The 26208-nt window shown below is 69.6% G+C and carries 26 protein-coding genes; 11 read left to right on the top strand and 15 right to left on the bottom strand.

What is annotated here, in order from left to right:
• Positions 1–9: 9 nt before the first annotated feature.
• The 3 genes from AB3X08_RS01415 to AB3X08_RS01405 all read right to left on the bottom strand — a co-directional run bounded on the left by AB3X08_RS01415 (position 10) and on the right by AB3X08_RS01405 (position 4770).
• Positions 10–1026 (bottom strand): 3-oxoacyl-ACP synthase III, encoded by a 1017-nt coding sequence (locus tag AB3X08_RS01415; RefSeq protein WP_369935730.1) that lies wholly within the window; start codon positions 1024–1026, stop codon positions 10–12.
• Between the two features lie 102 nt (positions 1027–1128).
• Complete coding sequence (locus AB3X08_RS01410) at positions 1129–1446, bottom strand: DUF4156 domain-containing protein (RefSeq protein ID WP_369935729.1); 318 nt, start codon at positions 1444–1446, stop codon at positions 1129–1131.
• Positions 1447–1893: 447 nt separating this feature from the next.
• Positions 1894–4770: a M16 family metallopeptidase gene (locus AB3X08_RS01405; RefSeq protein WP_369935727.1), complete on the bottom strand. Its 2877-nt coding sequence runs from the start codon at positions 4768–4770 to the stop codon at positions 1894–1896.
• Positions 4771–5183: 413 nt separating this feature from the next.
• Between AB3X08_RS01405 and AB3X08_RS01400 the strand changes: the two genes are divergently transcribed.
• The 4 genes from AB3X08_RS01400 to AB3X08_RS01385 all read left to right on the top strand — a co-directional run bounded on the left by AB3X08_RS01400 (position 5184) and on the right by AB3X08_RS01385 (position 7755).
• Positions 5184–5660: a hypothetical protein gene (locus AB3X08_RS01400; protein ID WP_369935726.1), complete on the top strand. Its 477-nt coding sequence runs from the start codon at positions 5184–5186 to the stop codon at positions 5658–5660.
• Between the two features lie 51 nt (positions 5661–5711).
• On the top strand, positions 5712–6191 hold the full coding sequence (locus AB3X08_RS01395) for a tRNA (cytidine(34)-2'-O)-methyltransferase (protein ID WP_184413875.1): 480 nt from the start codon (positions 5712–5714) through the stop codon (positions 6189–6191).
• A gap of 252 nt (positions 6192–6443) precedes the next feature.
• Positions 6444–7295 carry an AraC family transcriptional regulator gene (locus AB3X08_RS01390; RefSeq protein WP_369935724.1) on the top strand — a complete coding sequence of 284 codons (852 nt, stop codon included), beginning with the start codon at positions 6444–6446 and terminating at the stop codon, positions 7293–7295.
• Positions 7296–7347: 52 nt separating this feature from the next.
• On the top strand, positions 7348–7755 hold the full coding sequence (locus AB3X08_RS01385) for a DUF2000 family protein (protein WP_369935723.1): 408 nt from the start codon (positions 7348–7350) through the stop codon (positions 7753–7755).
• Between the two features lie 147 nt (positions 7756–7902).
• On the opposite strand, the gene AB3X08_RS01380 is transcribed toward AB3X08_RS01385, so the two are convergent.
• Complete coding sequence (locus tag AB3X08_RS01380; protein ID WP_369935722.1) at positions 7903–8784, bottom strand: LysR family transcriptional regulator; 882 nt, start codon at positions 8782–8784, stop codon at positions 7903–7905.
• 211 nt (positions 8785–8995) lie between these two features.
• Between AB3X08_RS01380 and AB3X08_RS01375 the strand changes: the two genes are divergently transcribed.
• From AB3X08_RS01375 to AB3X08_RS01365, 3 genes are all read left to right on the top strand, one after another.
• Positions 8996–9865 (top strand): SDR family oxidoreductase, encoded by an 870-nt coding sequence (locus tag AB3X08_RS01375; RefSeq protein ID WP_369935721.1) that lies wholly within the window; start codon positions 8996–8998, stop codon positions 9863–9865.
• Positions 9866–9946: 81 nt separating this feature from the next.
• A complete protein-coding gene (locus tag AB3X08_RS01370; RefSeq protein WP_369935719.1) occupies positions 9947–10615 on the top strand; it encodes an NAD(P)-dependent oxidoreductase in 669 nt (222 codons plus the stop codon).
• Between the two features lie 343 nt (positions 10616–10958).
• A complete protein-coding gene (locus AB3X08_RS01365; protein ID WP_185814848.1) occupies positions 10959–11531 on the top strand; it encodes an Ax21 family protein in 573 nt (190 codons plus the stop codon).
• Between the two features lie 175 nt (positions 11532–11706).
• Here AB3X08_RS01365 and AB3X08_RS01360 read toward each other — a convergent pair whose 3' ends face one another.
• From AB3X08_RS01360 to AB3X08_RS01340, 5 genes are all read right to left on the bottom strand, one after another.
• Entirely contained in the window at positions 11707–12732 is a 1026-nt protein-coding gene (locus AB3X08_RS01360) for an NAD(P)H-dependent glycerol-3-phosphate dehydrogenase (protein ID WP_369935718.1), read from the bottom strand.
• A gap of 18 nt (positions 12733–12750) precedes the next feature.
• Positions 12751–13269: a protein-export chaperone SecB gene (gene secB, locus AB3X08_RS01355; RefSeq protein WP_179571133.1), complete on the bottom strand. Its 519-nt coding sequence runs from the start codon at positions 13267–13269 to the stop codon at positions 12751–12753.
• Between the two features lie 88 nt (positions 13270–13357).
• A complete protein-coding gene (locus AB3X08_RS01350) occupies positions 13358–13792 on the bottom strand; it encodes a rhodanese-like domain-containing protein (protein ID WP_179571134.1) in 435 nt (144 codons plus the stop codon).
• A 53-nt stretch (positions 13793–13845) separates the two neighbouring features.
• Positions 13846–14265, bottom strand: a complete 420-nt coding sequence (locus tag AB3X08_RS01345; protein ID WP_369935716.1) for a hypothetical protein — start codon at positions 14263–14265, stop codon at positions 13846–13848.
• A 37-nt stretch (positions 14266–14302) separates the two neighbouring features.
• Positions 14303–14773, bottom strand: coding sequence for a YiiD C-terminal domain-containing protein (locus AB3X08_RS01340; protein WP_369935715.1), 471 nt, complete (start codon positions 14771–14773; stop codon positions 14303–14305).
• Positions 14774–14815: 42 nt separating this feature from the next.
• Between AB3X08_RS01340 and AB3X08_RS01335 the strand changes: the two genes are divergently transcribed.
• The 3 genes from AB3X08_RS01335 to AB3X08_RS01325 all read left to right on the top strand — a co-directional run bounded on the left by AB3X08_RS01335 (position 14816) and on the right by AB3X08_RS01325 (position 17956).
• Positions 14816–15592, top strand: coding sequence for a uroporphyrinogen-III synthase (locus AB3X08_RS01335; RefSeq protein ID WP_369935713.1), 777 nt, complete (start codon positions 14816–14818; stop codon positions 15590–15592).
• 118 nt (positions 15593–15710) lie between these two features.
• Positions 15711–16688, top strand: coding sequence for a uroporphyrinogen-III C-methyltransferase (locus AB3X08_RS01330; RefSeq protein WP_369935711.1), 978 nt, complete (start codon positions 15711–15713; stop codon positions 16686–16688).
• Positions 16685–17956, top strand: coding sequence for a heme biosynthesis HemY N-terminal domain-containing protein (locus AB3X08_RS01325; protein WP_369935710.1), 1272 nt, complete (start codon positions 16685–16687; stop codon positions 17954–17956). The genes AB3X08_RS01330 and AB3X08_RS01325 overlap by 4 nt, the downstream gene beginning before the upstream one ends.
• 111 nt (positions 17957–18067) lie before the next feature.
• Here AB3X08_RS01325 and AB3X08_RS01320 read toward each other — a convergent pair whose 3' ends face one another.
• Both AB3X08_RS01320 and AB3X08_RS01315 read right to left on the bottom strand, forming a co-directional pair.
• The gene (locus AB3X08_RS01320; RefSeq protein WP_369935708.1) at positions 18068–18640 is read right to left on the bottom strand and encodes a hypothetical protein; all 573 of its coding nucleotides are present in this window, start codon (positions 18638–18640) and stop codon (positions 18068–18070) included.
• A gap of 185 nt (positions 18641–18825) precedes the next feature.
• Complete coding sequence (locus AB3X08_RS01315) at positions 18826–20106, bottom strand: acetyl-CoA C-acetyltransferase (RefSeq protein ID WP_369935707.1); 1281 nt, start codon at positions 20104–20106, stop codon at positions 18826–18828.
• 102 nt (positions 20107–20208) lie between these two features.
• Between AB3X08_RS01315 and AB3X08_RS01310 the strand changes: the two genes are divergently transcribed.
• The gene (locus tag AB3X08_RS01310) at positions 20209–21096 is read left to right on the top strand and encodes a hypothetical protein (protein ID WP_369935705.1); all 888 of its coding nucleotides are present in this window, start codon (positions 20209–20211) and stop codon (positions 21094–21096) included.
• 863 nt (positions 21097–21959) lie between these two features.
• Here AB3X08_RS01310 and AB3X08_RS01305 read toward each other — a convergent pair.
• From AB3X08_RS01305 to AB3X08_RS01290, 4 genes are all read right to left on the bottom strand, one after another.
• Positions 21960–22619 carry a superoxide dismutase family protein gene (locus AB3X08_RS01305; protein WP_369935703.1) on the bottom strand — a complete coding sequence of 220 codons (660 nt, stop codon included), beginning with the start codon at positions 22617–22619 and terminating at the stop codon, positions 21960–21962.
• Positions 22620–22688: 69 nt separating this feature from the next.
• On the bottom strand, positions 22689–23270 hold the full coding sequence (locus AB3X08_RS01300) for a superoxide dismutase family protein (protein ID WP_369935702.1): 582 nt from the start codon (positions 23268–23270) through the stop codon (positions 22689–22691).
• A gap of 230 nt (positions 23271–23500) precedes the next feature.
• Positions 23501–24925, bottom strand: coding sequence for a nitrogen regulation protein NR(I) (gene ntrC, locus AB3X08_RS01295; protein WP_369935700.1), 1425 nt, complete (start codon positions 24923–24925; stop codon positions 23501–23503).
• 10 nt (positions 24926–24935) lie between these two features.
• Positions 24936–25973 carry a two-component system sensor histidine kinase NtrB gene (locus tag AB3X08_RS01290; protein ID WP_369935699.1) on the bottom strand — a complete coding sequence of 346 codons (1038 nt, stop codon included), beginning with the start codon at positions 25971–25973 and terminating at the stop codon, positions 24936–24938.
• Positions 25974–26208: the final 235 nt, after the last annotated feature.

Below are 26208 nucleotides of genomic sequence, written 5' to 3'. Positions count from 1 at the left end.
GCAGACGGCTTACCAGACCACCTCGGCCATCGAGCAGTTCAGGCCCGAGCCGATGCCCATCAGCGCGATCCGGTCGCCCTTCTTCAGCCGGCCCAGCTCGCGCAGCTTGCTCAGCACGATCGGCACGCTGGCCGGGCCGATGTTGCCGTGCTCGCCGAAGATGGTCATCACCTTCTTCGGGTCGATGCCGAAGTTCTTGATGAAGGCCTGGGTGTGCGGCAGGCTGACCTGGTGGATCACGAACTGATCCAGTTCGTCCACCGCCCAACCCAGCGCCTGGCGGGCGGCGAGGAAGGTCTTCTGCGCCAGCTTGATGCCCTCGATCAGCAGCATGCGCGTGTCGGTGACCATGCGATCCAGGTTGCCCCGGCACAACTTGTTCCACTCGGTGGCCGAGCGGGTCACGCCGCCGCGATAGCGCGGCGCGTCCGGGACCAGTTCAGCGCGCGCCATTACCATCGCCGCGGCGCCGCAGCCCAGGGTCAGCGCCGCCAGCTCGTCGCGGAACTCCTGCGCGGTCACGTCCGGCGACGTCATCCGCTCCAGGGTCTTCTCGTACACCAGGTTGGCGGTTTCGCCGTCCACCACCAGCGCATAGTCGATGTCGCCGCGCTCGATCATCCGCGCCGCGATATCCATGCCGTTGATGAAGGCCAGGCAGGCATTGGCGACGTCGAAGGTCATGCACTGTTCGCCGACGCCCAGGTTGCCCGAGACGATGCTGGCGGTGGAGGGTTCCAGGTAGTCGCGGCTGACCGAGGTGTTGACCAGCAACCCGATCTGACCCGCCTCGATGCCCGCATCCGCCATCGCCTTGCGTGCCGCCAGCGTGGCCGCATCGGATGCCTGCATGTCCGCATCCCACATGCGCCGCGCGTGGATGCCGGCGATGTCGCCGAGCACGTCGGTCCGGATCCCCAGCCGCTCGTAGGTCGGCTGCAGGCGTTCGTTGATCTGCTTGGAAGTCAGCGTGTGCGGCGCATCGATATGCGCCAGTCCCGCGATGGAGACATTGTTGAAGAGCATCGAGATGTACGCCGGGATAAGGCGAAGGGGCGCCAATTCTAGCGGCTGCCCGGTTTTACCGCATCTTTAACAAATTGGAACAGAGCGTATGGCTTAACCGGTTCAGCGAGTGCTGCATTGATAAGCGGCGTAGCGCTGGTCGCCATCGACCGGTTCGCCCATCGCCTGCACGGTATTGGCACCGACGCCGGGGGCCTCGTTGCGCGCCAGGGTTTCCAGTTCCTCGCGCACCCGCAGCGGGTTGCGCTGGTAGAAGCCCACGCTGCTCTTCACCGATACCACCACCTCGCCCCGCTTCTCGCAGCCGGCCGGCGCCTGTCCCGGCGGCAGCACGCGCACGGTCTTGCCTTCCGGCGCCATCGGCACCCAGGTGCAGGCAGCGAGACTGGCGAGCAGAAGCAAGGCGATCGGTAGGCGCATGGAGAGGGACCGCAGGCTGAGAGAACCCGGATTGTGCCGCAGATTGCTGAATTGGCAATGACGCGGGCGGGGCTGGTGGCTTCCAGGCATGGAAGCCGGCTCCCAGGGGGCTGCCTCCGTACCCTCATCCGCCCCTGTGGGGCACCTTCCCCCGAAAAGGGGGCCATGGTCCCGAGGGGAGAAGGGAACAGCCGCTAGCCCCTCTCCCATCGGGAGAGAGGTTGGGGTGAGGGTACGGCGCGAAAGCGTCTCGCGCAGTTTGGGTGCATGAGGCTTCGCCCGCACCCTCATCCGCCCCTGCGGGGCACCTTCTCCCGATGGGAAAAGGAAAAGCCGCTAGCCCCTCTCCCATCGGGAGAGGGGTTGGGGTGAGGGTACGGCGCGAAGCGTCTCGCAGCGTCGGGCGCATACGCCGCCCGCATCCTCATCCGGCCCCGCAGGCCCGCCTCAACGCTTCGGCGCAACCGGCGCGGCCGCGCCCTGCGGCTTGCCGTCGGCGTCGATCACCGTTACCTCGCCCAGCTTCAGCGCGCGCACCGGGCGCTCGATCTGCTTCAGGTCGCCCACCACCACCCAGGTCAGGGCGTTCGGGTCCAGGGTCGCGGCGGCCTGCGCCACCTGCGCCGGGGTCATCGCCTCGATCTCGGCCTTGCGCTTGAACACGTAGTCGTCGGGCCGCCCGTAACGGACGATGCCGCCGATCGCACCGAGCACCGAACTGGCGGTCTCGTAGGCGCCGGGCAGGCTCAGCGTCTGGATGTTGCGGATCCGCGCCACTTCCTCCGCCGTCGGCGGCAGCTTGCCGCTGGCGAAGGCGCTGATCTCCTTCTGCATCTCCTGCAGCGCCGGCGCGGTCTTGTCGATCTGCACCGGCGCGGCGGCCGACCACGGGCGCTGGCCCAGGGTGTTGGAGGCCGAACTGCGCGCGCCGTACGACCAGTGCTTGTTCTCGCGCAGGTTCATGTTCAGCCGCGAGGTGAAATCGCCGCCGAGCACGCCATTGGCGGTGTCGAACCGGATCGAGGACGCATCGGTGGTCGGCGGCACCAGTTCGGCGGCGAACAGGTTCGCCTGCACCGCGCCCGGCTGGTCGATCAGGTACACGCGCGGCTTGCTCGGGCGCGGCACCGCCGCCGGCGCCTGCAGCGACGGCGCCGTGCCCTCGCCCTTCCAGTCGCCGAACTGCGCGTCCAGCAGCGGCACCACCTCGGCCAGGGTGGTGTCGCCGACCACGATCAGGGTGGCTTGTTCGGGGCGGATCCAGTCGCGCTGGAAGTCCACCAGGTCGGTGCGCTCCAGCGCCGCGATCGCCGGCTCGGTGCCGCTGCCGCTGAACGGGATCGCATACGGATGGCCGTCGCCGTACAGCAGCGGCGGCAGCACCCGCATCGCCACCGCGTTGGGCTGGGCCTTCTCCTGGCGGATACCGGCGATCCAGCTGGCCTTGATGCGCTCGATCTCCTTCTGCTCGAAGCGCGGGCGCCGCAGCATGTCGGCGTACAGCGCCAGCGACGGCGCCAGGTTCTCCTTCAGCGCCGACAGGTAGGCATTGCTGCCGTCCAGCGAGGCGCCGGCGCTGAGCGTGGCACCCAGCGTGTCGGCGGCATCGGCGAAGCCCAGCGAATCGTAATTGCCGGCGCCTTCGTCGAGCATGCCCATGGTGAAGTTGGCGGTACCCGACTTGCGCCCCTGGTCGGCACTGAAGCCGCCCGGGAATTCGTAGCTGAATTGCACCACCGGCACGTCGTGGCGCTCGGCCAGGATCACCCGGGTGCCGTTCTTCAGCGTGGCGCGCTGCAGCGCCGGGAACTTCAGCTGCGGGAACTGGGTGGTCTTGGGCGGGCCGGCGCTGCGATCGACGACGCTGGGCAGCGCGCGGTACTTCGGATCGACCGGCGGCGGCGTCAGCGGCGCCGGCTGCACGGCCGGCTCTTCGGCCAGCGCCACGCGCTCGCCCGGTTCCACCACCAGGGTGTGGTCGCCCTTGCCCAGCCACTTGCGGCCCACCGCCTTCAGGTCGCGCGCGCGGGTGGACTCGATGGTGGCCAGCGAGGTGCGGAAGCAGCCGGGATCGCCGGTGAACACCGTGCACTCGGCCAGCGCATCGGCCTTGCCGCCGAAACCGCCGATGCGCTCGATGCCGCGCACGAAGCCGGCGCGGAACGCGGTCTTGGCCCGCAGCAGTTCGTCCTTGTCCGGCCCCTTGTCGAGCAGCTTGCGCAGCTCCTCGTCGATCACCGCCTCGACCTTGGCCGGATCCACACCCTGCTTCACCGTGGCGATGATGCCGAAGCTGGAGCCCAGCTGCGACGGCCAGGCGCCGGCGCTGATCTGGTCGACCAGCTTGTCCTCGTGCACCAGGCGCCGGTCCAGCCGCGAGGACTTGGCGCCGCCCAGCACCTGTGCCAGCAGCTGCAGGCGGTCGATGTCCTCGGTCCCGGTCTGGGCCACGTTCCAGACGCGATAGATGCGCGCCTGCGGCACCTTGTCGGTCATCGTCTCGCGCGTGGACTGGGTGCGCTGGGCCACGTCGACCTGCGGCTGCGCCATGCTCGGGCCGGCCGGGATATCGCCGAAATAGCGGGCGACCTTCTCTTTCGCGGTGGACACGTCGATGTCGCCGGCCAGCACCAGCACCGCGTTGTTCGGCCCGTACCAGGTGCGGAACCACTGCTTCACGTCGGCCAGCGAGGCGGCGTTGAGGTCGTTCATCGAGCCGATCACGCTGTGGTGGTACGGATGGCCCTTCGGGTACAGCGCGCGGCTCAGCTTGTCCCAGGCCTGGCCGTAGGGCTGGTTCTCGCCCTGGCGCTTCTCGTTCTGGACCACGCCGCGCTGTTCGTCGAGCGCGGCCTGGTCGATGGCGCCGACCAGGTGGCCCATGCGGTCGGACTCCATCCACAGCGCCATGTCCAGCGCGGTGGTCGGCACGTTCTCGAAATAGTTGGTGCGGTCGCTGTTGGTGGTGCCGTTCTGGTCGGTGGCGCCGACCTGCTTGAACGGTTCGAAGAACTCGCCGCTGTGGTTCTCGCTGCCCTGGAACATCAGGTGTTCGAACAGGTGCGCGAACCCGGTGCGCCCGGCCGGCTCGTCCTTGGCGCCGACGTGGTACCAGAGGTTGACCGCCACGATCGGCGCCTTGCGATCGGTGTGCACCACCACGCGCAGGCCATTGGGCAGGGTGAACTGCTCGAACGCGATGTCCACTTTCGCCGCGGCCGGCGGCTTGGCCGCGCTCGACGGCGGCGCGTAGCTCAGCGTGCCGAGCGCAGTGGACAGGGCGATGGCCAGCAGCGCCCCACGGGGGCGGATCGACACGGTCATGCAAGTTCCTTTTGAGAAATGAGTGGAAGGACAGCCAGACCTCGATCGTAACGGGCCGCCGCCGCGCCCGCGTATGCCGTTCGGCCCGTTCCTGAGCAGCACCGGCACCTCCGATCCTGAACGCAATGGGCCGGCAGCGACACCGGAAAAGCGACCGATCGCCCGAACACGGACGTACGCAGGCGACCGGGTGTCCGCCAGCGGACACTCAGGGCCTCAATAAAGTCCTTGAATAACAAAGGTTTGAAGTTGGCACAGGATCTGCTTTGCATCTGGGCGCAACAAGTGCCGCCAAGCAAATGATGAACAAGAGCTTAATCGAAAGAGAAAACAGCAAAAAGTTCTTGCGTCCCCTGATTAGGTGTTCTACCTTACTACCACACCACTGCTCAACAACACCAACGAGGCCCGCCATGAAAACCGCTTCTTTCGCCCTGACCTTCGCCGTCGCCGCCCTGCTCGCCGCGCCGGCCATCGCCGCGCCTGCCATCACCACCCTGGACAGCGTGCAGGTTCGCCCTTCCGCCGAGCAGATCGCCCAGCGCAGCTTCGAGCGCGACAGCGGCATCGTCACCCTGGACGCGGTGCAGGTGCGTCCGTCCGCCGAGCAACTGGCGCAGCGCGACGCCGAACTGTCCAGCCGCATCGCCACGCTGGCGGCAGTGCAGGTGCGCCCGTCCGCCGAGCAGATCGCCCAGCGCGATACCGAGCAGGCGACGAGCCAGCGCGTGGTCACCCTGGCCACGGTGCAGGTGCGCCCGAGCGCCGACACCCAGAGCGTGTTCGCGATCGGCACCGTGGTCAGCGGCGCCCTGGACAGCGCGATGCTGCAGCTGCAGCCGAGCCTGCAGAACCTGAGCCAGGACCTGACCACCAGCCTGGCGCGCTGAGCCGGCGACGCTTCGCCGGCACAGGCCGGAGCCGGCGCGTAAACTGCGCCGATGACCGCCACGCCCACGCTGCATGTTCTGCTGTTCCAACCCGAAATACCGCCCAACACGGGCAATGCCATCCGCCTTTGCGCGAATACCGGCGCGCAGCTGCACCTGATCGAGCCGCTCGGCTTCGAGCTCGAGGACAAGCAGCTCAAACGCGCCGGCCTGGATTACCACGAGTACGCACGCCTGCAGGTCCACGCTTCGCTGGACGCCGCGTTGCACAGCATCGCGCCGCGCCGCCTGTTCGCCCTGAGTACCCGCAGCACCACGCGCTACGATGCGCCCGCCTTCGCCGACGGCGATGCGTTCCTGTTCGGCCCGGAGACCCGCGGCCTGCCCGCCGAGGTGCTGGAACAGGTGCCGCCCGCACACCGCCTGCGCCTGCCGATGCGCCCGCACAACCGCAGCCTCAATCTGTCCAACGCCGTGGCGGTGGTGGTGTTCGAAGCATGGCGGCAGCTGGGCTTCCCCGGCGCGGAGTGAACCCGCGGCGGACGGCGGAGACTGCCATGCCACCCGATGCATGGCGCCGCCGCGACAGCACGTCTTCGCCTATGCCCCGGAAGCTGCACGCCGCTATTTCCGCCGGAAAGCGCGACATCTCGCAATGTGCATTGCGGGCGTCCTCGCCTGCAATTGAAGTCGGCGACGCTTCGTCCCTACACTCGGTCGTCAGGAACTGTCGCCCAATGACGATCCGAGCGAGCCACCGCCGCGCTCTTGCAGAGTAGCGCCATGCCCCCCAGCTCCCGAAAAACCACCACCGACGATTGGCTCAGGATTCGTCGCGATCGGGAAACCGGCATCGAGAGCGTGCACGCGCATTTCCGCGGACACGCCTACGATCCCCACGATCATGACGAAGTGCTGGTCGGCGTCACCTTGCAGGGCGTCCAGCGGTTCCACTGCCATCGATCGCTGCATACCAGTACGCCGGGCCGCGCCATCCTGATCGAGCCGGGAGCCGTCCACGACGGGCATGCGCCCGAGGAGGACGGCTTCACCTACGCGATGCTCTACCTGCCCCAGACCTGGGTGGCGGAGATGCTGCAACGGCTCGGCCAGTGGGACATCTGCGCGATTCAACCGGCATTCCAGAGCACCTTGACCGGCGATGCGGTGTTGAGCGCGGCGATACGTCAGGCGTTTCTCGCCGTGCATCACGGCGAAGGCCGCCTGGCGCGGGACCAGAGCCTGGATCGCATGATGCGGCTGCTGTCCTCGCATCTGTCCGCGGATGCGCCGCCCGCGCGCGATTCGGCGGCAAGGATGGCGCGGGCCAGGGATTTCCTGCACGCGCAGATGGAGCGCGACGTCGGCCTGGATGAACTCGCCGGCCACGCCGACATGGACAGGTTCCGCCTCACCCGGCAATTCCAGCGGACGTTCGGCCTGTCGCCGCACGCCTACCTGATCCGATTGCGCCTGCGTGTCGCGCGCACCCTGCTGGCCGGCGGCCAGGACCCGGCGGAAGTGGCGCTCAAGGTCGGCTTCGCCGACCAAAGCCATCTGGGCCGCTGGTTCAAACGCGCCTATCGGCTCACCCCCGCCGCCTACCGGCGGCAGTGCACAGGCGTTCTAGATTGAAGCGTGGGCGGCTCCGACCATGGCCACAGTCCAGCAAGAACGGAGTTCCCCAATGTTCGACACCAAAGTGGCCCTCATCGTCCGCAACGACCTGGCGACCTGGCAGCGCCTGAATGTCGTCGCCTTCCTCGCGACCGGCATCGCCGCGGCCGCCCCCGACGCCATGGGCGAAGCCTATGTCGATGCGAGCGGGCACCGCTACGGCAACCTGCTCGGGCAACCGATGCTGGTGTTCGAGGCCGATCTCGCCGGACTCCAGGCCGCGCACCGCGTGGGACTGGAACGCGAGATCACCGTGCTGCCTTACGTGTTCGCCATGTTCGCGACCGGGCACGACGAGGCCAATCGCCAGGCGTTCGCCGCGGAAGACCCGGCCGCCCTGAACCTTGTGGGGATCGGATTGCGCGGGCCGAAGAAGGCCGTGGAAAAAGCCACCAAGCGCCTGTCCCTGCATCCGTGACGCGGCGCGCGGCGATGCGGCCGTGTCGAATCTTCCTGGATTGGCGCGCAAGCGCGCCGCACGGTCGGTGGAAGCGAATCGCTCAAGGTGTTGTGGGGGGAGGCTCGCAATCCCCGCGTCAGTCCGGCGTGCGCCGCCCGACCAGGCTCATGCGTCGACGGCAAACACGCCGTCCGGGTAACGGCCGCCGATGAACTCGACGAACGCCCGCACTTTGGGACTCTGCAGGCGCCGCGACGTGTGCAGCACCCACAGTTCGACCTCGTCGTCGGCCGCGCCCCACGCAATCAGTTCGCCCTTGTCGAGAAGACGCCCGATGAGCGACTGCGGCAGCATGGCCGCGCCGGCGCCGGCGGCGACGGCATCGCGGACCGTCAGCAGCGAGGACAGCCGCAGCACGGGCTGCGGTTCGACGACGAGCTGGCCGCCCTGGACCGACCACCGCTCGCCGTCGCGATAGGACGGCGTCACCACGGCCGGGACGCGCAAGGCGTCGCCTTTCCGCCCTTTTGGCAGCGCGATGCCAGGAGCGGCCGCAAGCACCAGCCGGTCCTTGGCGAAACGCCTGCCGACCAGCACGCTGTCCTTGTTCGGGTTGATGCGGATGGCGACGTCGAAATGCTCCTCGACGAGGTCGGCGACCCGGTCCTCGGCGACGGCTTCTATCTGCACCTGCGGATAGAGCGCCTGGAACGCGGCGGCAAGCCGCCCCAGCGCCACTTGCGAGAACAGCAGCGGCGCCGCGACACGCAGCCGGCCTCGCGGGGTCGCCAGCCCGTCCCGCGCCGCCGCGATCGCCTCGGCAACTTCGCGCATCGGCCCCTCGAGCCTGGCCAGCAAGATTTGGCCGGCTTCGGTCAGGCCCAAGCTGCGCTCGCCCCGCTCGATGAGCCGGATGCCTAGCGAGTCTTCGAGATCGGCGACCCGGCGCGACAGCGTCGCCTTGGACCGGCCGCTGACGCGACTGGCTCGTCCGAAGCCGCCATGCGTGGCCACCAGTTGGAAATCCTCCAGCGCGTTCAGGTCCATGCCGTCTCAAATTCGGTACGAGGCGTCCATATTTTAGAGTCTTTGTTTTGAATATGGAACCTCATATCGTTTGCCCACACCCAGACCGAACGGCAAGAAATCTCCAAGAACAAACGCTCGCAACGGCGCTCAAGTCCGCCTGACCTCTTCACAGCAACACCTCTTCCCACCGCAGTTCCAGCAACAACACACTCCAACCAAGGACATCACCATGACCATTCTCGTAACCGGTGCAACCGGCACTGTCGGCCGTCAGGTCGTCGAACACCTCGTCAAGCGCGGCGCCGCTGTCCGCGCACTGGTCCGCGACCCATCCAAGGCCAACCTGCCGGCAGGCGTCGAAGTCGTCCAGGGCGATCTGCTCGATGTCGATTCGCTGCGCGGCGCCTTCTCCGGCGTCTCCACGCTGTTTCTGCTCAACGCCGTAGTGGCCGACGAATACACCCAGGCGCTGATCGCGCTGAACCTCGCCCGCGAGGCCGGGATCGAGCGGTTCGTCTATCTGTCGGTGATCCATAGCGACCTGTACGTCAACGTGCCGCACTTCGCCGGCAAGTACGGCGTGGAGCGCATGATCGAGCAGATGGGCCTGAACGCCACCATCCTGCGTCCGGCCTACTTCATCGGCAACGACCTCACGATCAAGGACGTGGTGAGCGGCTACGGCGTCTACCCGATGCCGATCGGCAGCAAGGGCCTGGCGATGGTCGATACGCGCGACATCGCCGAGGTTGCGGCGATCGAACTGCTGCGCCGCGAGCGGTCGGCAGTGCCGCTGGCGCTGGAGCGCATCAATCTGGTCGGCCCCGACACGCTGACCGGCACCGCCGTCGCCGCGATCTGGAGCGACGCACTGGGCCGGCAGATCTCCTATCCGGGCGAGGACACCGCGGCGTTCGAGCAGAACCTGCGCCAGTTCATGCCGAGCTGGATGGCCTTCGACATGCGCCTGATGAGCGAGCGTTTCATCAGCGACGGAATGATTCCCGCCGCCGGCGACGTCGAACGCCTGACCACGCTGCTGGGTCGCCAGCTGCATTCCTACCGAGAGTTCGCCGCTCGCGTCGCGAGCTCCTCCTGACCGCTGCGCGCGTGCGCCGACACCCACCAGATCCCCTGGGACGACCTCTCGACAGGCGTCCCTTCCCCCAAGGACGCCAACATGCAACAGCACGACAGCGGCACTATCGAGCCTGAGCGACCGAAGATTCTGGTTCTGGGAGCGACCGGCGGCACCGGTCGGCTCATCGTCGGCCAGGCGCTGGCCCGTGGATACGACGTCGCGGCGCTGGTGCGTTCGCGCGACGCGGCGCGTCATCTCGGCGGGGCACGCCTCATCGTAGGCGATGCCCGCGACGAGGCGTTCCTGCGCCAGGCGCTGCACGGCCGCGACAGCGTGATCAGCGCGCTGGGCACGCCGGCCAGCCCGCGCCGCGAAGTCACCCTGCTCTCCACCGCAACGCGGGCGCTGCTGAGCGCGATGAAGGCAGAACAGGTCGGGCGCTTGATCGCCATTACCGGGCTCGGTGCCGGCGACAGCGCAGGACACGGCGGAGTTCTCTTCGACAAGCTGATCTTTCCACTGCTGCTGCGCAAGGTGTATGCAGACAAGAATCGGCAGGAAGCGCTGATCCGCGACAGCGGCCTCGACTGGGTGCTGGTGCGCCCAACCGTCCTCAACGACAAACCTGCGCGCGGCGACGTCCGCGCGATCACCGATCTCAGCGGCTTCCACGGCGGCAGCATCGCGCGCGCGGATGTCGCGACATTCGTCCTGGACCAGGTGACATCCAATGCCTGGTTGCATCGCGCGCCGCTGATCACGTGGTAGGCGTATCGCGCGCGCCATCGCTCGGAACGCGCTGCACGCGCCGACGAACGCCGCCACTGCGGTACACGTACGAAAGAGGATAGGACCAGACCCGTCGGCACCGCGCCGATGGCGGGCTGGATCCCGAAATGCAGCGACGTGTGATGCGGTAGCACTACGGAGCGTGCGCGCTATGCGCTCTGAAAAAGGTGTACGCGAAAGTTCCTGAACACGGCGTCTGATTTATATACCGGTCAGTTTGAAATTCAGGGCAAGTTCGGGTGGCTAACGGATAATTTACATATCGGCAGCGAACGGCCCACGCCTCAGCGCCGACTAAACCAATAACAAGGATATCCCGATCATGAAGACTTCTCTGCTCGCTCTCGGCCTCCTGGCCACCCTGCCGTTCGCTGCCTCTGCGGCCGAAGGCCTGTCGTACAACTATGTCGAAGGCGGTTACATCAAGACCGACGCCGACGGCGGCGACGCGGATGGTTGGGCCGTCAAGGGCTCCTACGCAATCAACCCGAACTTCAGCGTGTTCGGCGACTTCAACCGCCAGAAGACCGATTTCGGCGATGTCGACGTCGACCAGTGGCGCATCGGCGCCGGCTACAACCACGAGATCTCGACCAGCACCGACCTGGTGACCCGCGTGGCCTACAACCGCTTCGACCCGGAATACGGCACCAAGTTCAACGGCTACAGCGCCGAAGTCGGCATCCGTACCGCATTCAACCCGTACCTCGAGGTGTATGCGCTGGGCGGCTACGAGGACTACACCAAGAAGGACGGCATCAACCCGGACGGCGAGTTCTACGGCCGCCTCGGCGCCCAGGCCAAGCTCAACCAGAACTGGGGCCTGAGCGCGGACCTGAAGATGAACCGCGATGGCGACAAGGAATGGTTCGTCGGCCCGCGTTTCAGCTGGTAAGCAACACCGCGTAGCGCTGCGCGCCGCGTCTCTCTCTCCCGCTGCGCGCGGTTCGAAGCCCGGTCCCAGGACCGGGCTTCTTTTTTGCGCGCCGTGCGGGCCGAGCGGCCGCAGACAAAGAAAAAGCCCGGCTTCGGCCGGGCTTTTTTGTCTTCCGCAACGGCAAGCGATCCGATCAGCTGAACAGCGTGGTCGGATACTCGGGTTTCTGCTCGCGCGCCAGCAACTGCTGCAGGCCCACCGCCGGGGTCAGTTCGCCGTGCAGCACCGCGCGCACCGCGTTGGAGATCGGCAGGTCGATGCCATGGCGGTCGGCCTGGCGCATCACCTCGTCGGCGGTCTGCACCGACTCGACCACCTGGCCGATCGCGCGCACCGCGTCGGGCAGGGTCTGCCCGCGGCCCAAGGCCAGGCCCAGGCGCCGGTTGCGCGACAGGTCGCCGGTGCAGGTCAGCACCAGGTCGCCGAGTCCGGCCAGGCCCATCAGCGTTTCCGGCTTGCCGCCGATTGCAGCGGCCAGCCGCAGCATTTCGTTGAGCCCGCGGGTGATCAGGCCGGCGCGGGCATTCAAGCCCAGCTCCATGCCGTCGGCCACGCCGGTGGCCACCGCCAGCACGTTCTTCATCGCCCCGCCCAGTTCGGCACCGACCATGTCGTCGCCGGTGTAGGCGCGGAAGGTGGGGCCGTGCATCGCGTCGGCGACCTGCTGCGCGAATGCGGCATCGCCGTGCACGGTCACCGCGGTCGGCAGGTCCAGCGCCACTTCCTTGGCGAACGACGGCCCGGTCACCACCGCCAGCGGTACGTCCTCGCCCAGGATCTGCTGCGCCACCTCATGCAGGAAGCGCCCGGATCCGGGTTCGAAGCCCTTGGTCGCCCAGGCCACGCCGGCCTGCGGCGGGCGCAGCGGCGCCAGCTGGTGCAGGGTCTCGGTGAACGCGTGCGACGGCACCACCACCAGGATCCAGTCGGCACCGTCCACGGCCGCCGCCAGATCGGTGGTGGCCTGCAGGCTCGCCGGCAGCGGGATCTGCGGTAGATAGCGCGGGTTCTCGTGGCGCTGCTGAATCGCCTCGGCGACGACGGCGTCGCGCCCCCACAGCACGGTCGGGAAACCGTGCCGGGCGACGAGCGCGGCCAGGGCGGTGCCCCAGGAACCGGCGCCCAGGACGGCGATCTTCTTCGCGGGGTTATCGCGCATGCGCAACGGCGAACGCGCTCAGGCGTTGCCGGCCGGCTCCGAGTCGGCCAGCGACTGGGTCTCGCCCTGCTGCGCGCGCTGGCGCAGGGTTTCGGCGTACAGCGCTTCGAAGTTGATCGGCTGCAGGAAGAACGGCGGGAAGCCGCCGGCCTGGATCAGGTCGCTGACCAGCGAACGCACGTACGGGAACAGGATGTTCGGGCACTGCGTGCCGAGCAGCACGTCCACCGCCTGCGGGTCCAGGCCGACCAGGCCGAACACGCCGGCCTGCTGCACTTCGGCCACGTAGGCGGTCTTGCCGGCGGCGGTGCAGGTCAGGGTCACCGCGAGCACCACTTCGAACGCCTGCTCGTTCAGGCGCTGCACGCGCTGGTTGAGGTTGAGCTGCAATTCCGGCTGCACATTGTCGTTGAACACCGCCGGCGCGTTCGGCGACTCGAAGGACACGTCCTTGACGTAGATCTTCTCGATGGTGAAAGCGGGGCCGGCTGCGGCTTCGGCCGGCGCCGTGGCGCCGTTGTTGGTGACGTCGGACATTTCTTGACTCCGGTGGATTCAGGTAACAGAAAGATTCGGGATTATCACATGCCGGCCGCAGCGCTCGGCGCCCGGCCGGAAGGCGCGATCAGCGGCCCTTGACCAGCGGCAGATCGGCCTGCTGCCAGGCGGCGATGCCGCCGTCGAGCACGTAGACCTGCTCGAAGCCGGCCTTCTTCAGCTGCTTGGCGGCGGCATCGGCGGTATTGCCGGTGCGGCACACCAGCACCACCGGCGAGGACTTGGCGTTGGCCACCAGCTTGTGCTCCGGGCCGAACTGGCTCGGCGTGGCATTGCGGCTGCCGGCGATATGGCCCTTCTCGAAATCGGCCGCGGCCGACAGGTCGACCAGCACCGCGTTGCCGGCATTGATCAAGAGGGTCAGCTCGGCCGGGCGCAGGGTCTTGAAGCCGCGGAACAGGCGCGCGATTTCGGTGACGATCAGGGCGATGGTCAGGCCGACCAGGGCCAGGGCCAGCATCGGGTTGCGGCCGGCGAAGGCCAGCAGTTCTTCGAAGTTCACAGGAATAAGGGGCTGGAAGCGGGCGCCGATTGTCGCACAGCTGGCCGGCGGCGCTACTGGCCGTTCCACAAGTCCGGCAGCCCGTCCAGCAGCCACCAGGTCTTGGCCTGCGCGTCCCAGCGCCAACGCTCGCGGTAGCGCACGATGCGCTCGGCCTGGGTGTTGCGGTTGATCACCCCCAACTCGATGTCGCGCACCACGTCGCCGTCCAGCACGCCGATCCGGCCGACCTTGTAGGAGGACACCTGCACCTGGCGGTAGCGCTCCAGCTGCAGATCGGTCAGCGGGTGCGCCTGCCGGTAGGCCGGATCCACCGCTTCCCAGGCCGATTCGAATTCGCTCCAGCGGATCGCGGTGCCGTAGGCGGTCTGCAGGTCGTCGAGCTTGCTCTGCTGGCTGCGGCTGCCGGCCAGCGCGGTGCCGGCGAAACCCAGCACCAGCAGCAGCGCCAGGGCGCGGAACATCGAAGGCATGGCGGGTGTCCGGATGGGCGCGAGCGGTGCGCGCATCCTACCCTTTCGCGATGGCGACGAAACGTCCGCTCAGCGTCGCCGCGGCGGCGGCATCGGCCGGCCCGACCTGGGCCTGGATGCCGATCCGGGCACGGCCGCGCTGGCGGAAGGTCTGTACGAAGGTGTCCCATTCGGCCTGCGCATCGGCGCCGGCCTGCGCGTGCAGGTCGGCGTAGAGCGGCGCCAGGTAGCGCACCTGGGTGTCGGCGACGTAGACGTCGGCCTGCAGGCCGGCGCGGTGCAGTTCGCAATTGACCAGCGCCCAGCCGGCCAGGGTCATCACCGAGCCCAGACTGCCGCCGAAGGCGTTGCCCTTGTCGTTGAGGTTGGCCGCCAGCGGCGCGACCACATGCAGGCGCCGATCGGCATAGCCTTGCAGCGCGACCTGCAGCGCCGCCACCGGCGGCATCGCGTCGAACTGCCGCTGCAACTGCTGCAGGAACGCATCGAAAGGAAGATCCGCTGCCATGGTGCGATTGTGCTGCCGGTGGGGGCTCGCATAATGCCTGGCATGAGCGCACATGCAACCGCTGCCGCCGCGGCCTGGACCCTGATCTCGCTGCGCCCGCAGGGCGAGCACGCGCCGCTGCGGCGTGCCGCGGCGCGGGTCGGCGCGCGGCTGCTGGCGGTCTCGCCCTGGCGCCTGCAAGCCTGCGACGATAACGCCACGCGCAGCGCGCTGGCCTTGGCGCTGGCCGCGCCGCGGGTGATCTTCAGCAGCCCGGCTGCAGTGCGTGCGGCCGCGGCGCTGCAGCCGCTGGCGGCGGCGCCCGGGCAATGCTGGCTGGCGGTCGGCGCCGGCACCGCGCGCGCGCTGCAGCGCCATGGCATCGCCGAGGTCGCGGTTCCGGAACGGATGGACAGCGATGGCCTGCTGGCGCTGCCGCAGCTGGCGGCCAACGATGGCGCCGTCGGCCTGGTCACTGCGCCCGGCGGGCGCGGCCTGATCGCCGCGCAACTGCAGGCGCGCGGCACGCCGCTGCAGCGCGCCGATGTCTACCGCCGGGTGCCGTTGCCCCTGTCCGCGGCGCGCATCGCCCGGCTGCGCGCCGCCGCGCCGGGCGTGCTGGCGCTGAGCAGCGGCGAGGCGCTGCGGCTGGTGCTGGATCAGCTACCCGACGACCTGGCCGCAGCCTGGCGCGCGCGACCGCTGGTCGCGGCCAGTGAGCGGCTGGCCGCGCAGGCCGCCGAACTCGGGTTCATCGACATCACGCGCGCGGCCGGTCCGCTGGCGCAGCAACTGGCTGCGGCCGCCGCTGCGGCCGTAACGCGCTCGCCACCTCGCTGAACGCGCGCCGTCCCCCGGCTTGCGGGCGCGGTGCCGCTCACGCCATGCTCCCGCGTGCCGTGGGTCCGACCGTCGCCATCGTCGCGACGGGACGCAGGCCATAAGGATGCCCCCGCCGATGACCGAAATCTCGTCCACGCCCCGCCGCTCCACGCGCTGGATCTGGCTGCTTCTGGTACTGGCCATGCTGGCTGCGCTCGCGCTGGCCGGGTGGCGCGGCTGGGAGTGGTGGCAGGCGCGCAATGCGCGCGCGCTGGCCGAACAATCGGAGACCCAACTGCAGTTGCAGGCCCTGCAACAGAATCTGGAAACGCTGCGCCGCGACCAGCGCGCCACCGTGCAGCGGGTACAGGACGCGGCCAGCACCAACCGCGTGCTGCGCGACGAGATGCTCGGCCTCAGCCAGCGCAGCGCCTTGCTCGAAGACAACGTCGCCAAGCTCGCCGACTCCAATCGCCACGGCGCGCAGGCGCTGCGCCTGGACGAGGTGGAACTGCTGCTGAGCCAGGGCCAGCAGCGCCTGGACGTGGCCGGCGATACCCAGGGCGCCCGCCGCGCCTATGCGCTGGCCAGCGACGTGCTGGAAGGCGTGGACGATCCGCGCTATCTCAACCTGCGCCAGGTGCTGCTGCAGGAACGCACCGCGCTGGACGCGCTCGGCGAGGGCCCGCAGGCGCGGCTGTCGGCGCAGCTGGACGCCTTCGCCGCCAGCCTGGACGCCTTGCCCACACAACTGCCCGAGCGCACCCAAGCGCCGCTATGGCAACGGCTGCTGTCGCCGCTGGTCAAGATCCGCCCCGCCCAGGGCGGGGTGCTGGTCGCGCGTTCGGAGCGGATCGCCGCGCGCGACGCGCTGCAGCTGGACCTGAGCCTGGCGCGCGCCGCACTGGAGCGTGGCGACGCGCGCGGCTACCGCGGCGCGCTGACCCGCGTCGGCACCTGGCTGCAACGCCTGTGGCCCGATTCGGCGCCGCTGCGCGAACGCCGCGCCACAGTGCAGACCCTGCGCAATGCCGCCCTGCGCCCGGCCATCCCCGAGCTGGGCACCACCCTGCAGCAGTTGCGCAGCATGCGCGACGCAAGGAGCCAACCATGAAATCCCTCCGTTCCCTGATCGTGTTGCTGGTGGTGATCGCGCTGGGCGTGATCGGTGCGCAATGGCTGGCGCAGGACAGGCTGGGCGACCTCGGCGAAGTGATCGTGCGCGCCGGCGGCAACGACTACATCTCGCCGCTGCCGCAGGCGGCGCTGCTGCTGGTGATCGCCTTCCTGGCGCTGTGGCTGCTGTGGAACCTGATCAGCTTCCCGTTCCGCGCCTGGGGCCGGCATCGCCGCAAGCAATCGCGCGCGCGCCTGATCGAAGGCCTGACCGCGCTGCACAACGGCCAGTGGACGCGCGCCGAAAAGCAGCTCAATGCCGCTGCGGAAGATCCCGAGGTCAGCGCCATCGCGCTGGTCGCGGCGGTACGCGTGGCCGATGCGCGTGGCGACGCGGAGGCCGCCAACCGCTATCTGCAGCGCCTGAGCGAACGCGACGCCGGCGCGCACGCGCTGCTGCAGGGCGAGCGCCTTCTGGCCCAGCAGCGTCCGGTCGATGCGATCAATGCGTTGGATGTGGCCGCGGCGCAGCCGTTGCCGCCGCGCGGGTTGCTGCTGCGCACCGAGGCGCTGACCAGCATCGGCCGCGCCGGCGAGGCCTATGGCCAGCTGGGTGCGATCCGCCAGCAGCAGGCCCTGCCGCTGGACGCGATCGGCCCGCTGGAATCGCGCCTGGCCGCCGCCTCGCTGCAGCAGGCCGACGATGCCAACGTGCTGGCCGAACGCTGGGAAAGCCTGCCCAAGGCGCAGCGCAGCGAACCGGCGGTGGTCGAGGCCTATGCCACCCGCGCCGCCGCGCTGCACTGGGACGACGCGGCGCTGCGTGCGGTGGAACAGGCGCTGGAAACGCGCTGGGATGAACGCCTGGCGGCGCTGTACGGCAGCCTGCCGGTGGAGAAATACGATTCGCGCCGCGCCAGCGCGCAGCGCTGGCTGCAGAACCATCCGGACAGCCCGGGACTGCTGCTGACCCTGGCCCGGCTGGCGCGTCAGCAGCAGCAATGGCCGCAATCGGAGGAATTCCTGCACCGCGCGCTCGCGCTGGGCGCCGGCGCCGAGGCCTGGGAGGCGTTCGGCGATGGCTATGCCGAGGCCGGCGACGCAGTCCTGGCCCAGCACTGCTACGCCAACGCGCTGCGCGTGCAACGCGGCGAACCGGTCCAGCCGCTGCCCGCAGCCGCCGCGCCGGTGATCGTGCCGATCGATCTGGATCCGGGCAGCGCCGAACGCCGCGACGAGCACGGGTTCCCGCGCCTGCAGGAATGAGCGCGTCAGCCGGGACGACGTACCGTTGATCGAGGCAGGCGCTGGCAGCCGGCGCCTGCGTTTCCGCGCAACGATCGCCAGGCCAGCGCCTGGCCGGCCGCACCGACCGGCTCAGCGCCGCAACGCGGCCGGCAGCGTCGGCAGGCGCGCCAGGAAGGCGGGCGCCACACCCTTGTAGCGCGCATAGCGCTCGTCCATGCGCCGCGGCACCAGGATGCGCGCGCCGAACATGCCGGCGATCAGCATGGCCAGGAACACCGCCAAGCCCAGCCAGAGCCCGGCCTCGTCGCCGACGGCGAATCCCAGCAGCGGTCCGACGACGAACGCGGCCGCGGCGAGCAGCACGAAGCGGTTGCGCCGGCGCCGATGCTCGGCGCACATGCCGAGCACGTGGCTGCTGCGCTTGCGCGCGATCAACGCCGCGATCGCGTAGATCACCACGCTCACCAGGATCAGCACGTACCAGCCCGGCGCATGCCAGTAGAACGTGCGCTTCTTGAGTTCGTCGTTGCGCAGCGCCGCCCCGCACTTGACGCAGCGCGCCGGGAACGGCGTATCGCGCACGCACAGCAGGTCGTCGCCGTCGCGCCACAAGGTCTCGCCCGGCAGCGGCGGCGGCATGGTGGTGGTCGGGATGGCGGTGTCAGGCGCCTGATACGGATTGAAGCTGTCCTGCTGGCTCATGGCATGCGCCCCCTGCGCGCCGTTCGGCCTGCGGCGTGCAGGCGGATCGGCGCGCATGGTAGCGCAGCGGCAAGCGTTGCTGGCGGGCGATGGCGGGAACAGCGGATTCGGCGATGCGGCGCTCGTGGCCCGCCTTCGTGGCCCAGCTGTCGACCTGCCCGCTTTCGCGGACCGCGCGCCGCGGCTCAGCGCTCGACGATCGCCACCACGCCCATGCCGCCGGCGGTGCAGATCGAGATCAGCGCCCGCCCGCCGCCGCGCTCGACCAACTGCTTGGCCACCGTGGCGACGATGCGCGCGCCGGTCGCCGCGAACGGGTGACCGGTGGCCAGCGAGGACCCCAGCGGATTGATCTTGGCCGGATCGATCTGCCCCAGCGGCGCGTCCAGGCCCAGCCGGGTGCGGCAGTAGTCCTCGCTCTCCCACGCGCGCAGCGTGCACAGCACCTGCGCGGCGAAGGCCTCGTGGATCTCGTAGATATCGAAGTCCTGCAGGCTCAGATTATGCCGCTTGAGCATCTCCGGCACGGCGATGGTCGGCGCCATCAGCAGGCCTTCGCCGTGCACGAAGTCCACCGCCGCGACCTGCGCATCGCGCAGATACGCCATCGGCGCATGGCCGTGCGCCTGCGCCCATTCCTCCGAGGCCAGCAGCACCGCGGCGGCGCCGTCGGTCAGCGGGGTGGAGTTGGCCGCGGTCAGCGTGCCGCGGCCGCTGGTCTTGTCGAACGCCGGCTTCAGCGTGGCGAGCTTTTCCAGCGAGGTGTCGGGGCGCAGGATGTTGTCGCGCTCCACGCCGCGGAACGGTGCGATCAGGTCGGCGAAGAAGCCGCGCTCGTAGGCAGCGGCCAGCTTGTGGTGCGAGGACACCGCCCAGGCATCCTGCGAGTCGCGCGCGATGTTCCACTGTTTGGCCATGTCCTCGCAGTGGTCGCCCATGCTCTTGCCGGTGCGCGGCTCGGCCACGCCGGGGAACTCCGGCTTGAGTTCGGCGAACTTGAAGCTGCGGGTCAGCGCGCGGATCTTGTCGCCGGTGGTCTTGGCGCGGTTGGCGGCCAGCAGCCGCGCGCGCAGCTTCTTGCCATAGACGATCGGCACTTCCGAGGTGGTGTCCGAACCGCCGCCGATGCCCGACTCGATCTGCCCCAGCGCGATCTTGTTGGCCACGGTGATGATGCTGTCCAGGCTGGTGCCGCAGGCGCGCTGCAGGGTGATGCCCGGCGTCAGCGGCGACAGGCCGGACGACAGCGCCGCCTCGCGGCCCAGATTCCAGTCGCTGGAGTGCTTGATCACCGCCCCCATCGCCACCTCGCCCAGTTGCTGCCCGTGCAGGCCGTAGCGCTCGACCAGCGCGCCCAGCGTGCGCACCGACATGCCGAGGTTCCCGACATCCGCATACGCCGTGTTCTGCCGGCAAAACGGAATACGGACGCCGCCGAGAATGGCGACGGGACGGGCTACTGGCATGGGATTACCTCGCGCGAGGGGTCGGGGACATGGCCTGCACGTTAGCGCAGGCATAATGAAGCGAGTGTAGCTTTGCGCCCGTGACGGGCCAACCGCCAAGCCATGAACCAAGCCATAGCCAGCATGAATGCCCGCGGCGTGATCGCCCTGGAACTGTCCGCCGGGCTCGCCCCCGCCCACGCGGCGCTGCCGCACGCCCTGGCCGCGGAACTGGCCGAGAAGGTCGGCCGCGACCTGGCGCAACTGGTGCCGGCGGTGCGCGACCTGGAATTGAGCCTGGCCGGCGCGCATTTCGACCCGGCCGAGGTGCTGCGTCCGGGCTGGCCGATGCACCGGCGCCTGGACGAGCTGCGCGCGCGCGCGCCCGGCCGCGACGCCGGCCCGCGCCTGTTGGCGTTCGGCGCCGACGCCGATGGCGCGGTACCGCTGCCGTTCCAGGCCGACACCGCGCTGCTCGGCGGCGCGCTGCGGGTGGTGCCGTTCCTGCTCAGCGGTCCGGCCGAAACGCTGCAACCGGTGGCCGAGGCGCTGGAGGACGTGTTGCTGGCGCAGGGCATGGCGCAGCCGGACACCGCGCTGCTGGCGCAGCAGGCGTTCGGCGCGCAGATCGAACACGCGCGCTACCTGACCGTCAACGACCTGGCCGCGATGATGTCGATGCAGTACGACAACCAGGGCCTGGCGCCGCTGTGGCCGCTGATCGAGACCGCGTTGCTGGCGCCGGACCAGGAGGAATGGCTGGCCAGTCCGCCCGAACCGCTGCTGCGCTACCGCGGCGGCGAAGTGCGCATGGCCTTGTTCGACCCGGCCAGCTGGTGCGCGCACTACGCCCACGACCGCCAGGACTGCGAGCGTCTGCAGCGGGTCTACGAACACTACCTGGCCCGGCAGCGGCAACTGGCCGCGGTGCTGGAAGCGCACGGCATGCCGGTGCTGTACGTGCATTGCGAGGCCGGCGAGGACGCGAAGCAGGCGTTGCTGGCGGCGTGAATCGCATTTGATCGAGAGCGGCGTGGGGGCGGCGGCTCGCAGGCGAGCTTGCGGAAATCCCACTGAAATGTGCGGCGATTCGGAATTCGGCGCGGATCCTGCCCGGCGCTCTCGGGCTGCTCGGTTCGTTCGTCGCGGCTGAAGCCGCTCCTACAGGGGTTTGCGTCAGGATGGCTGGGCGCGGTGTGGTGGGACTTCGGTGCCGATGGCGCGCGATACCGCACGGTTTAGAGCGTCGCTCGCCGCGACTTCAGGGCACCTCTAATAACTCCATTCCCGAAGCTGCACGCTGCGTGTGGCGATGGCGTGTTCCTTTTTTCTGTCGCGGCTGAAGCCGCTCCTACACATGCGCGCCGTGCTCTTGTAGGAGCGGCTTCAGCCGCGACAGGAGGACGAAGCGGCCGTGATGCCAAGGCGTCCATAAAAAACGCGGCCGCAACGCCACCGTCTACCGCCAATGCGCCTTTGCCCATCGCATCTCGAACGTATTGATCCCGGAACCTGCGGGCTGGGCGTGTCGGCGTCTCGCAAGTGCATCGACATGCTTTTTAGGGTTATTAGAGGTGCCCGGAAGTCGCTCCCACACCGAGCGACCTGCCGCGAACCGCGCATTTGTGGGAGGGACTTCAGTCCCGACTGCATGCAGGTCCAGGAGCAGTGCCGCTTCGTTTGTCGCGGCTGCAGCCGCTCCTACACGAGCGCGCGCAGCTCCCAGACGGGCGGACCAGACGGCGTGCCCCAGCGCTGCAGAAGTGGTTTCGACCGACCGGCGCTCCGAAGTCGGCGGATTTGCCGACTTCGGAGACCGTCGCAGCCGATGGTCCGAAGCCACCGGCGTTGCGTTTACTGTGCGGACCTGCCGCTTACTGCGCGGAAGGCGCCGCCGCTGCGCCGGCCGGGGCCGCCGCGCTCGCGTTGCCCTTGATCACGCCGCAGGCCAGGCGGCCGCCGGCATTGCCGGTGGGCTGGGTCTTGTAGTCGTCGGGGTCGGCGTGGACGATCACCGCGTGGTTGAGGATGTCGAAGCCGTCGCCCTTGCCGATGTTGACGTTGTTGGACACCGCCGCGTCGATCGTGGCCTTGCCGTCGGCGTCGGCCTTCAGGTTCGGCATGTCGCCGCCATGGTGCGGGTCGGCGCTCACCTGGCCGTGCTCGGACTTGGCCGGGTTGAAGTGGCCGCCGGCGCTGCTGCCGTCGGGCGCGCTGCAATCGCCGAACTCGTGGATGTGGAAGCCGTGCTCGCTGTTGGGCTTGAGCCCGGTGATGGTGCCGGTGACGTGCACGACGCCATCGACCGTGTCGAACTTGACCTCGCCGGCGACCTGGTTGCCCTGGGTCGGGCTCAGCGCGGCGCTGGCGGCGGCCTGCGCGGGCGTGGCGGCGGGCGCGGGTTCTGCGGCGGGCGCCGGAGTGGCGGGCGTCGCGGCCGCAGCGGGAGCGTCGGCAGCGGCAGGCTCCTCGCGCTTGCAGGCGCCGAGCGCGAGCGTGGTGGCCAGGAACAGGACGGTGGGAAGCGTACGCATGGTGGTTCTCCTTGAGGGGCCGCGGAATGCGGACGTTCGCCGCGGAGCGCGCTCCGGGCGGATGATCGATCAGCGCAACACGCGGATCACGCCGCAGGCCACGCGCGCGCCGGCATTGCCGGCCGGCTGGCTGCGGTAGTCGTCGGCATCGGCATGCGCGACCAGTGCGCGCCCGGCGATGTCGTTGGCCGCGCCGCCGCCGAGCACCACGCCATGCAGCAGCACGTCGACCTGGGCGACGCCGTCGGCATTCGCGTTGAGGTTGTCCATGTCGCCGGCGTGGTGCGGACCGCTGCCGGCACGGCCGTGCGGGCCGCCGAGCGGATTGAAGTGGCCGCCGGCGCTGCTGGCGTCGGCCGCGCTGCAATCGCCGCGCTCATGCACGTGGAATGCAAACGGGCGATTGGGCTGCAGGCCGCCGAGGGTGCCGGTGATGCGCACGCCGCCGGGCGCGGCCACCAGCGACAGCTTGCCGCTGACCAGGCTGCCGGAAGCCGGGGCGAGCACGGCCTGCGCCTGCTGCGCGGTGCCGCTGGTCGGCATCGGCAGGGCGTTCGGCGGTGGCGGCGGCGGCGCTTTCGGCGGCGCACTGCTGCAGCCGGCCAGTATCAGCAACGCGCTTCCCACGACGGCATGCAAGCTGTAACGCATCGGCATTGGCTCCTTGTGCAGCGAAAACTAGAGGGAGGGCCGTTCACAGCTCATGAAGGCGGCACCGGCCGCACAAGTCTAACCGGCGCTGCGCGCCGGTTCGGGAATCGGGAATCGGGAATCGGGAATCGGCACAGCGTCGCAGCTGTTGCTTACGAGGTCTGCGGAGCGATCAGACGACAGCGCGCTTTTGCGGGTCCCCGGTTCCGGGTGCCGGGTCCCGAGCCGCGTCAGCGGCGGCGCCGCCCCGGGCCCAGCTTGCGGGTGACCGTGTTGCGGCCCACGCCCAGGCGCGCGGCGGCTTCGGCGCGGCGGCCCTGGGTGAAGCGCAGCGCCACTTCCAGCAGCGCCTTGTCGAAACGATCGCGCGCTTCGGCGTGCAGGCCCTCTGCGCCATCGGTCAGACGCTGCTGCGCCCAGGCCGACAGCTGCGCGTCCCATTCGCCGCCCTCGCCGCTGCGCTCGCGGCGGCTGCCGCGCAGCAGCGCGCCGTCCACGTCGTGCGCGTCGATGACCTCGGCCGGCGCCAGCGCCGCCAGCCGCCAGCACACGTTCTCCAGTTCGCGCACATTGCCCGGCCAGGCGTAGCCGCGCAGCGCGTCCAGCGCCGCCGGCGACAGCCGCTTGGGGGGCGTGTCGAGCTTGCGCGCGGCCATCGCCAGGAAGTTCTCGGCCAGTTGCGGCACGTCGGCGCGGCGTTCGCGCAGCGGCGGCAGCTGCAGCCGCACCACGTCGAGCCGATGCAGCAGGTCGGCGCGGAAGCGGCCCTGTTCGACCAGCGCCTCCAGGTCCTGGTGGGTGGCGGCGATCACCCGCACGTCGACCCGGATCAGTTCGCGGCCGCCGACGCGGAAGAATTCGTTCTCGGCCAGCACGCGCAGCAGCCGGGTCTGCAACGGCAGCGGCATGTCGCCGATCTCGTCCAGGAACAAGGTGCCGCCGTCGGCCTGTTCGAAGCGGCCGATGTGGCGCCGCTGCGCGCCGGTGAAGGCGCCGGCCTCGTGGCCGAACAGTTCGCTCTCCAGCAATTCGGCCGGAATCGCGGCGGTGTTGAGCGCGACGAACGGCTTGCGCGCGCGCGGCGACTCGGTGTGCAGCGCGTGCGCGACCAGTTCCTTGCCGGTGCCGGTTTCGCCATTGATCAGCACCGACAGCGGCGCCTGCGCCAGGCGGCCGATGGCGCGGAACAGCGCGCGCATCGCCGGGGTGTCGCCGATCAGCTCGGCGCTGCCCTGGCTGGGCACCGGCAGCGCGGCCTCGGCGACGCCGCCAGCCTCCGGCAGCGCGCGCGCGGCCAGCGCCACCGCGTCATCCAGGTCAAACGGCTTGGACAGGAATTCGTGCGCGCCGCCGCGGAACGCGCCGGCGGTGCTGGCCACGTCGGTGTAGGCGGACATCACGATCACCGGCAGCTGCGGATGCGCGGCCTTGAGCTTGTCCAGCAGCACCAGGCCGTCGTCGCCGGGCATGCGCACGTCGGTGAACAGCAGGTCCGGCAGCGGCCGCTGCGCCAGCGCCTGCAGCGCCGAGGCGGCGCTGTCGAAACCGTCCACGCTGTAGCCGGCATCGCGCAAGGCGGTGGACAGCACGAAGCGGACCGAGCGGTCGTCGTCGACCACCCAGATGCGTTGCGATCCTTCCAGGGATTCGGTCATCGGAAAGCTCCTATTCGGGGTCCGCTGCGGCCTGCGGCAGCAGCAGGGTGAAAACGGTATGCCCGGGGCGGGAGCGGAAGGTCAGCGAACCGGCGTGCTCGCGCGCCACCTGCTGCGCCAGCGCCAGGCCCAGGCCGCTGCCCTCGGCGCGGCCGCTGACCAGCGGCAGGAACAGGTGTTCGGCCAGTTCCTCCGGCACGCCGCGGCCGTCATCGACGATCTCCAGGCGCACGCCGCGCGCATGCACGCGGTCGCGGATGCGCTGGGCGTGCTCGACGCGGGTGCGCAGGGTCACCTGCGCGGCGCCGGCCTGGATCGCGTTGCGGACCAAGTTCCACACCGCCTGGGTCAGGCGGTCGGCATCGCCGAGGAACTCGGGAATGCTGGGGTCGTAGTCGCGCTGCAGGCGCACCGACCAGCCGCCCTCGTTCTCGGCCAGGCGCAGCACCCGTTCCAGCACCGCGTGGATGTTGAGCATGGCGTGCGGCCGCGCCGGTGCCGGCGACAGCAGCTGGTCGAGCAGGCTGTTGAGGCGCTCGATCTCCGCGCCGATCAGCTCGATCAGCTCGCGCTCGTCCTCGTCGCGGTGCTGCGCGCGCCGCGCCAGCAGCTGCGCGGCGCCCTTGAGCCCGGCCAGCGGATTGCGCAGTTCGTGGGCCAGCCCCTTCAGCGCCGCGCCCAGCGCGTTGGGCAAGGCCTGCGCCGGATCCGGGGTGGGGAATTCGTCGACCGGATGCGCTTCCAGCAGCCAGCCGCCGTTGTCCATCCGCGACAGCCAGCCCTCGGCGAAGCGCGGGGTCTCGCCGGGAATGGCCAGCGCCATGCGGTGCAGGCGCAGCACGTCGCGCTCGTCGTTGAGCAGGAACCGCGCCAGCGCGTCGCCCTGCACTTCCAGCGAGGCCAGCGGCTGGTCGAGCAGGCGCCGCGCGCTCACGCCCAGCCAGCGCGCGAAGGCCGGATTGGCGCCGAGCAGGCGGCCATCGGCATCGGCCCAGACCACCGGAGTGCCGAGCGCGTCGAGCGGAGGCGGAGGCGAGGTCATCGACATTGCACCAATGTAGTGCAAAGACCGCCGGGAGGCGCTGAACGCCTGGCCGGGCGGGCGATCTGCCGGAACCGGCCGGCAGCGCGGGCCGGCGCCGAGGCGCGGCCGGTCGCGGCCATCGCCGCCGCCGAGCGCGAGACGCCGCCGGCAACGGAGAAGAAAAGAATTGGGGATCGGGCGAGCCTAGCGGCCACGCGGAAATACCTCAGATCGCTAAGAAAACTGCCGTCGTTCCGCC

Origin of the sequence: Xanthomonas sp. DAR 34887, from assembly GCF_041245805.1 — a bacterium.
GTDB classification, from domain to species: domain Bacteria; phylum Pseudomonadota; class Gammaproteobacteria; order Xanthomonadales; family Xanthomonadaceae; genus Xanthomonas_A; species Xanthomonas_A tesorieronis.
This window is presented reverse-complemented; position numbering and strand designations above follow the sequence as displayed.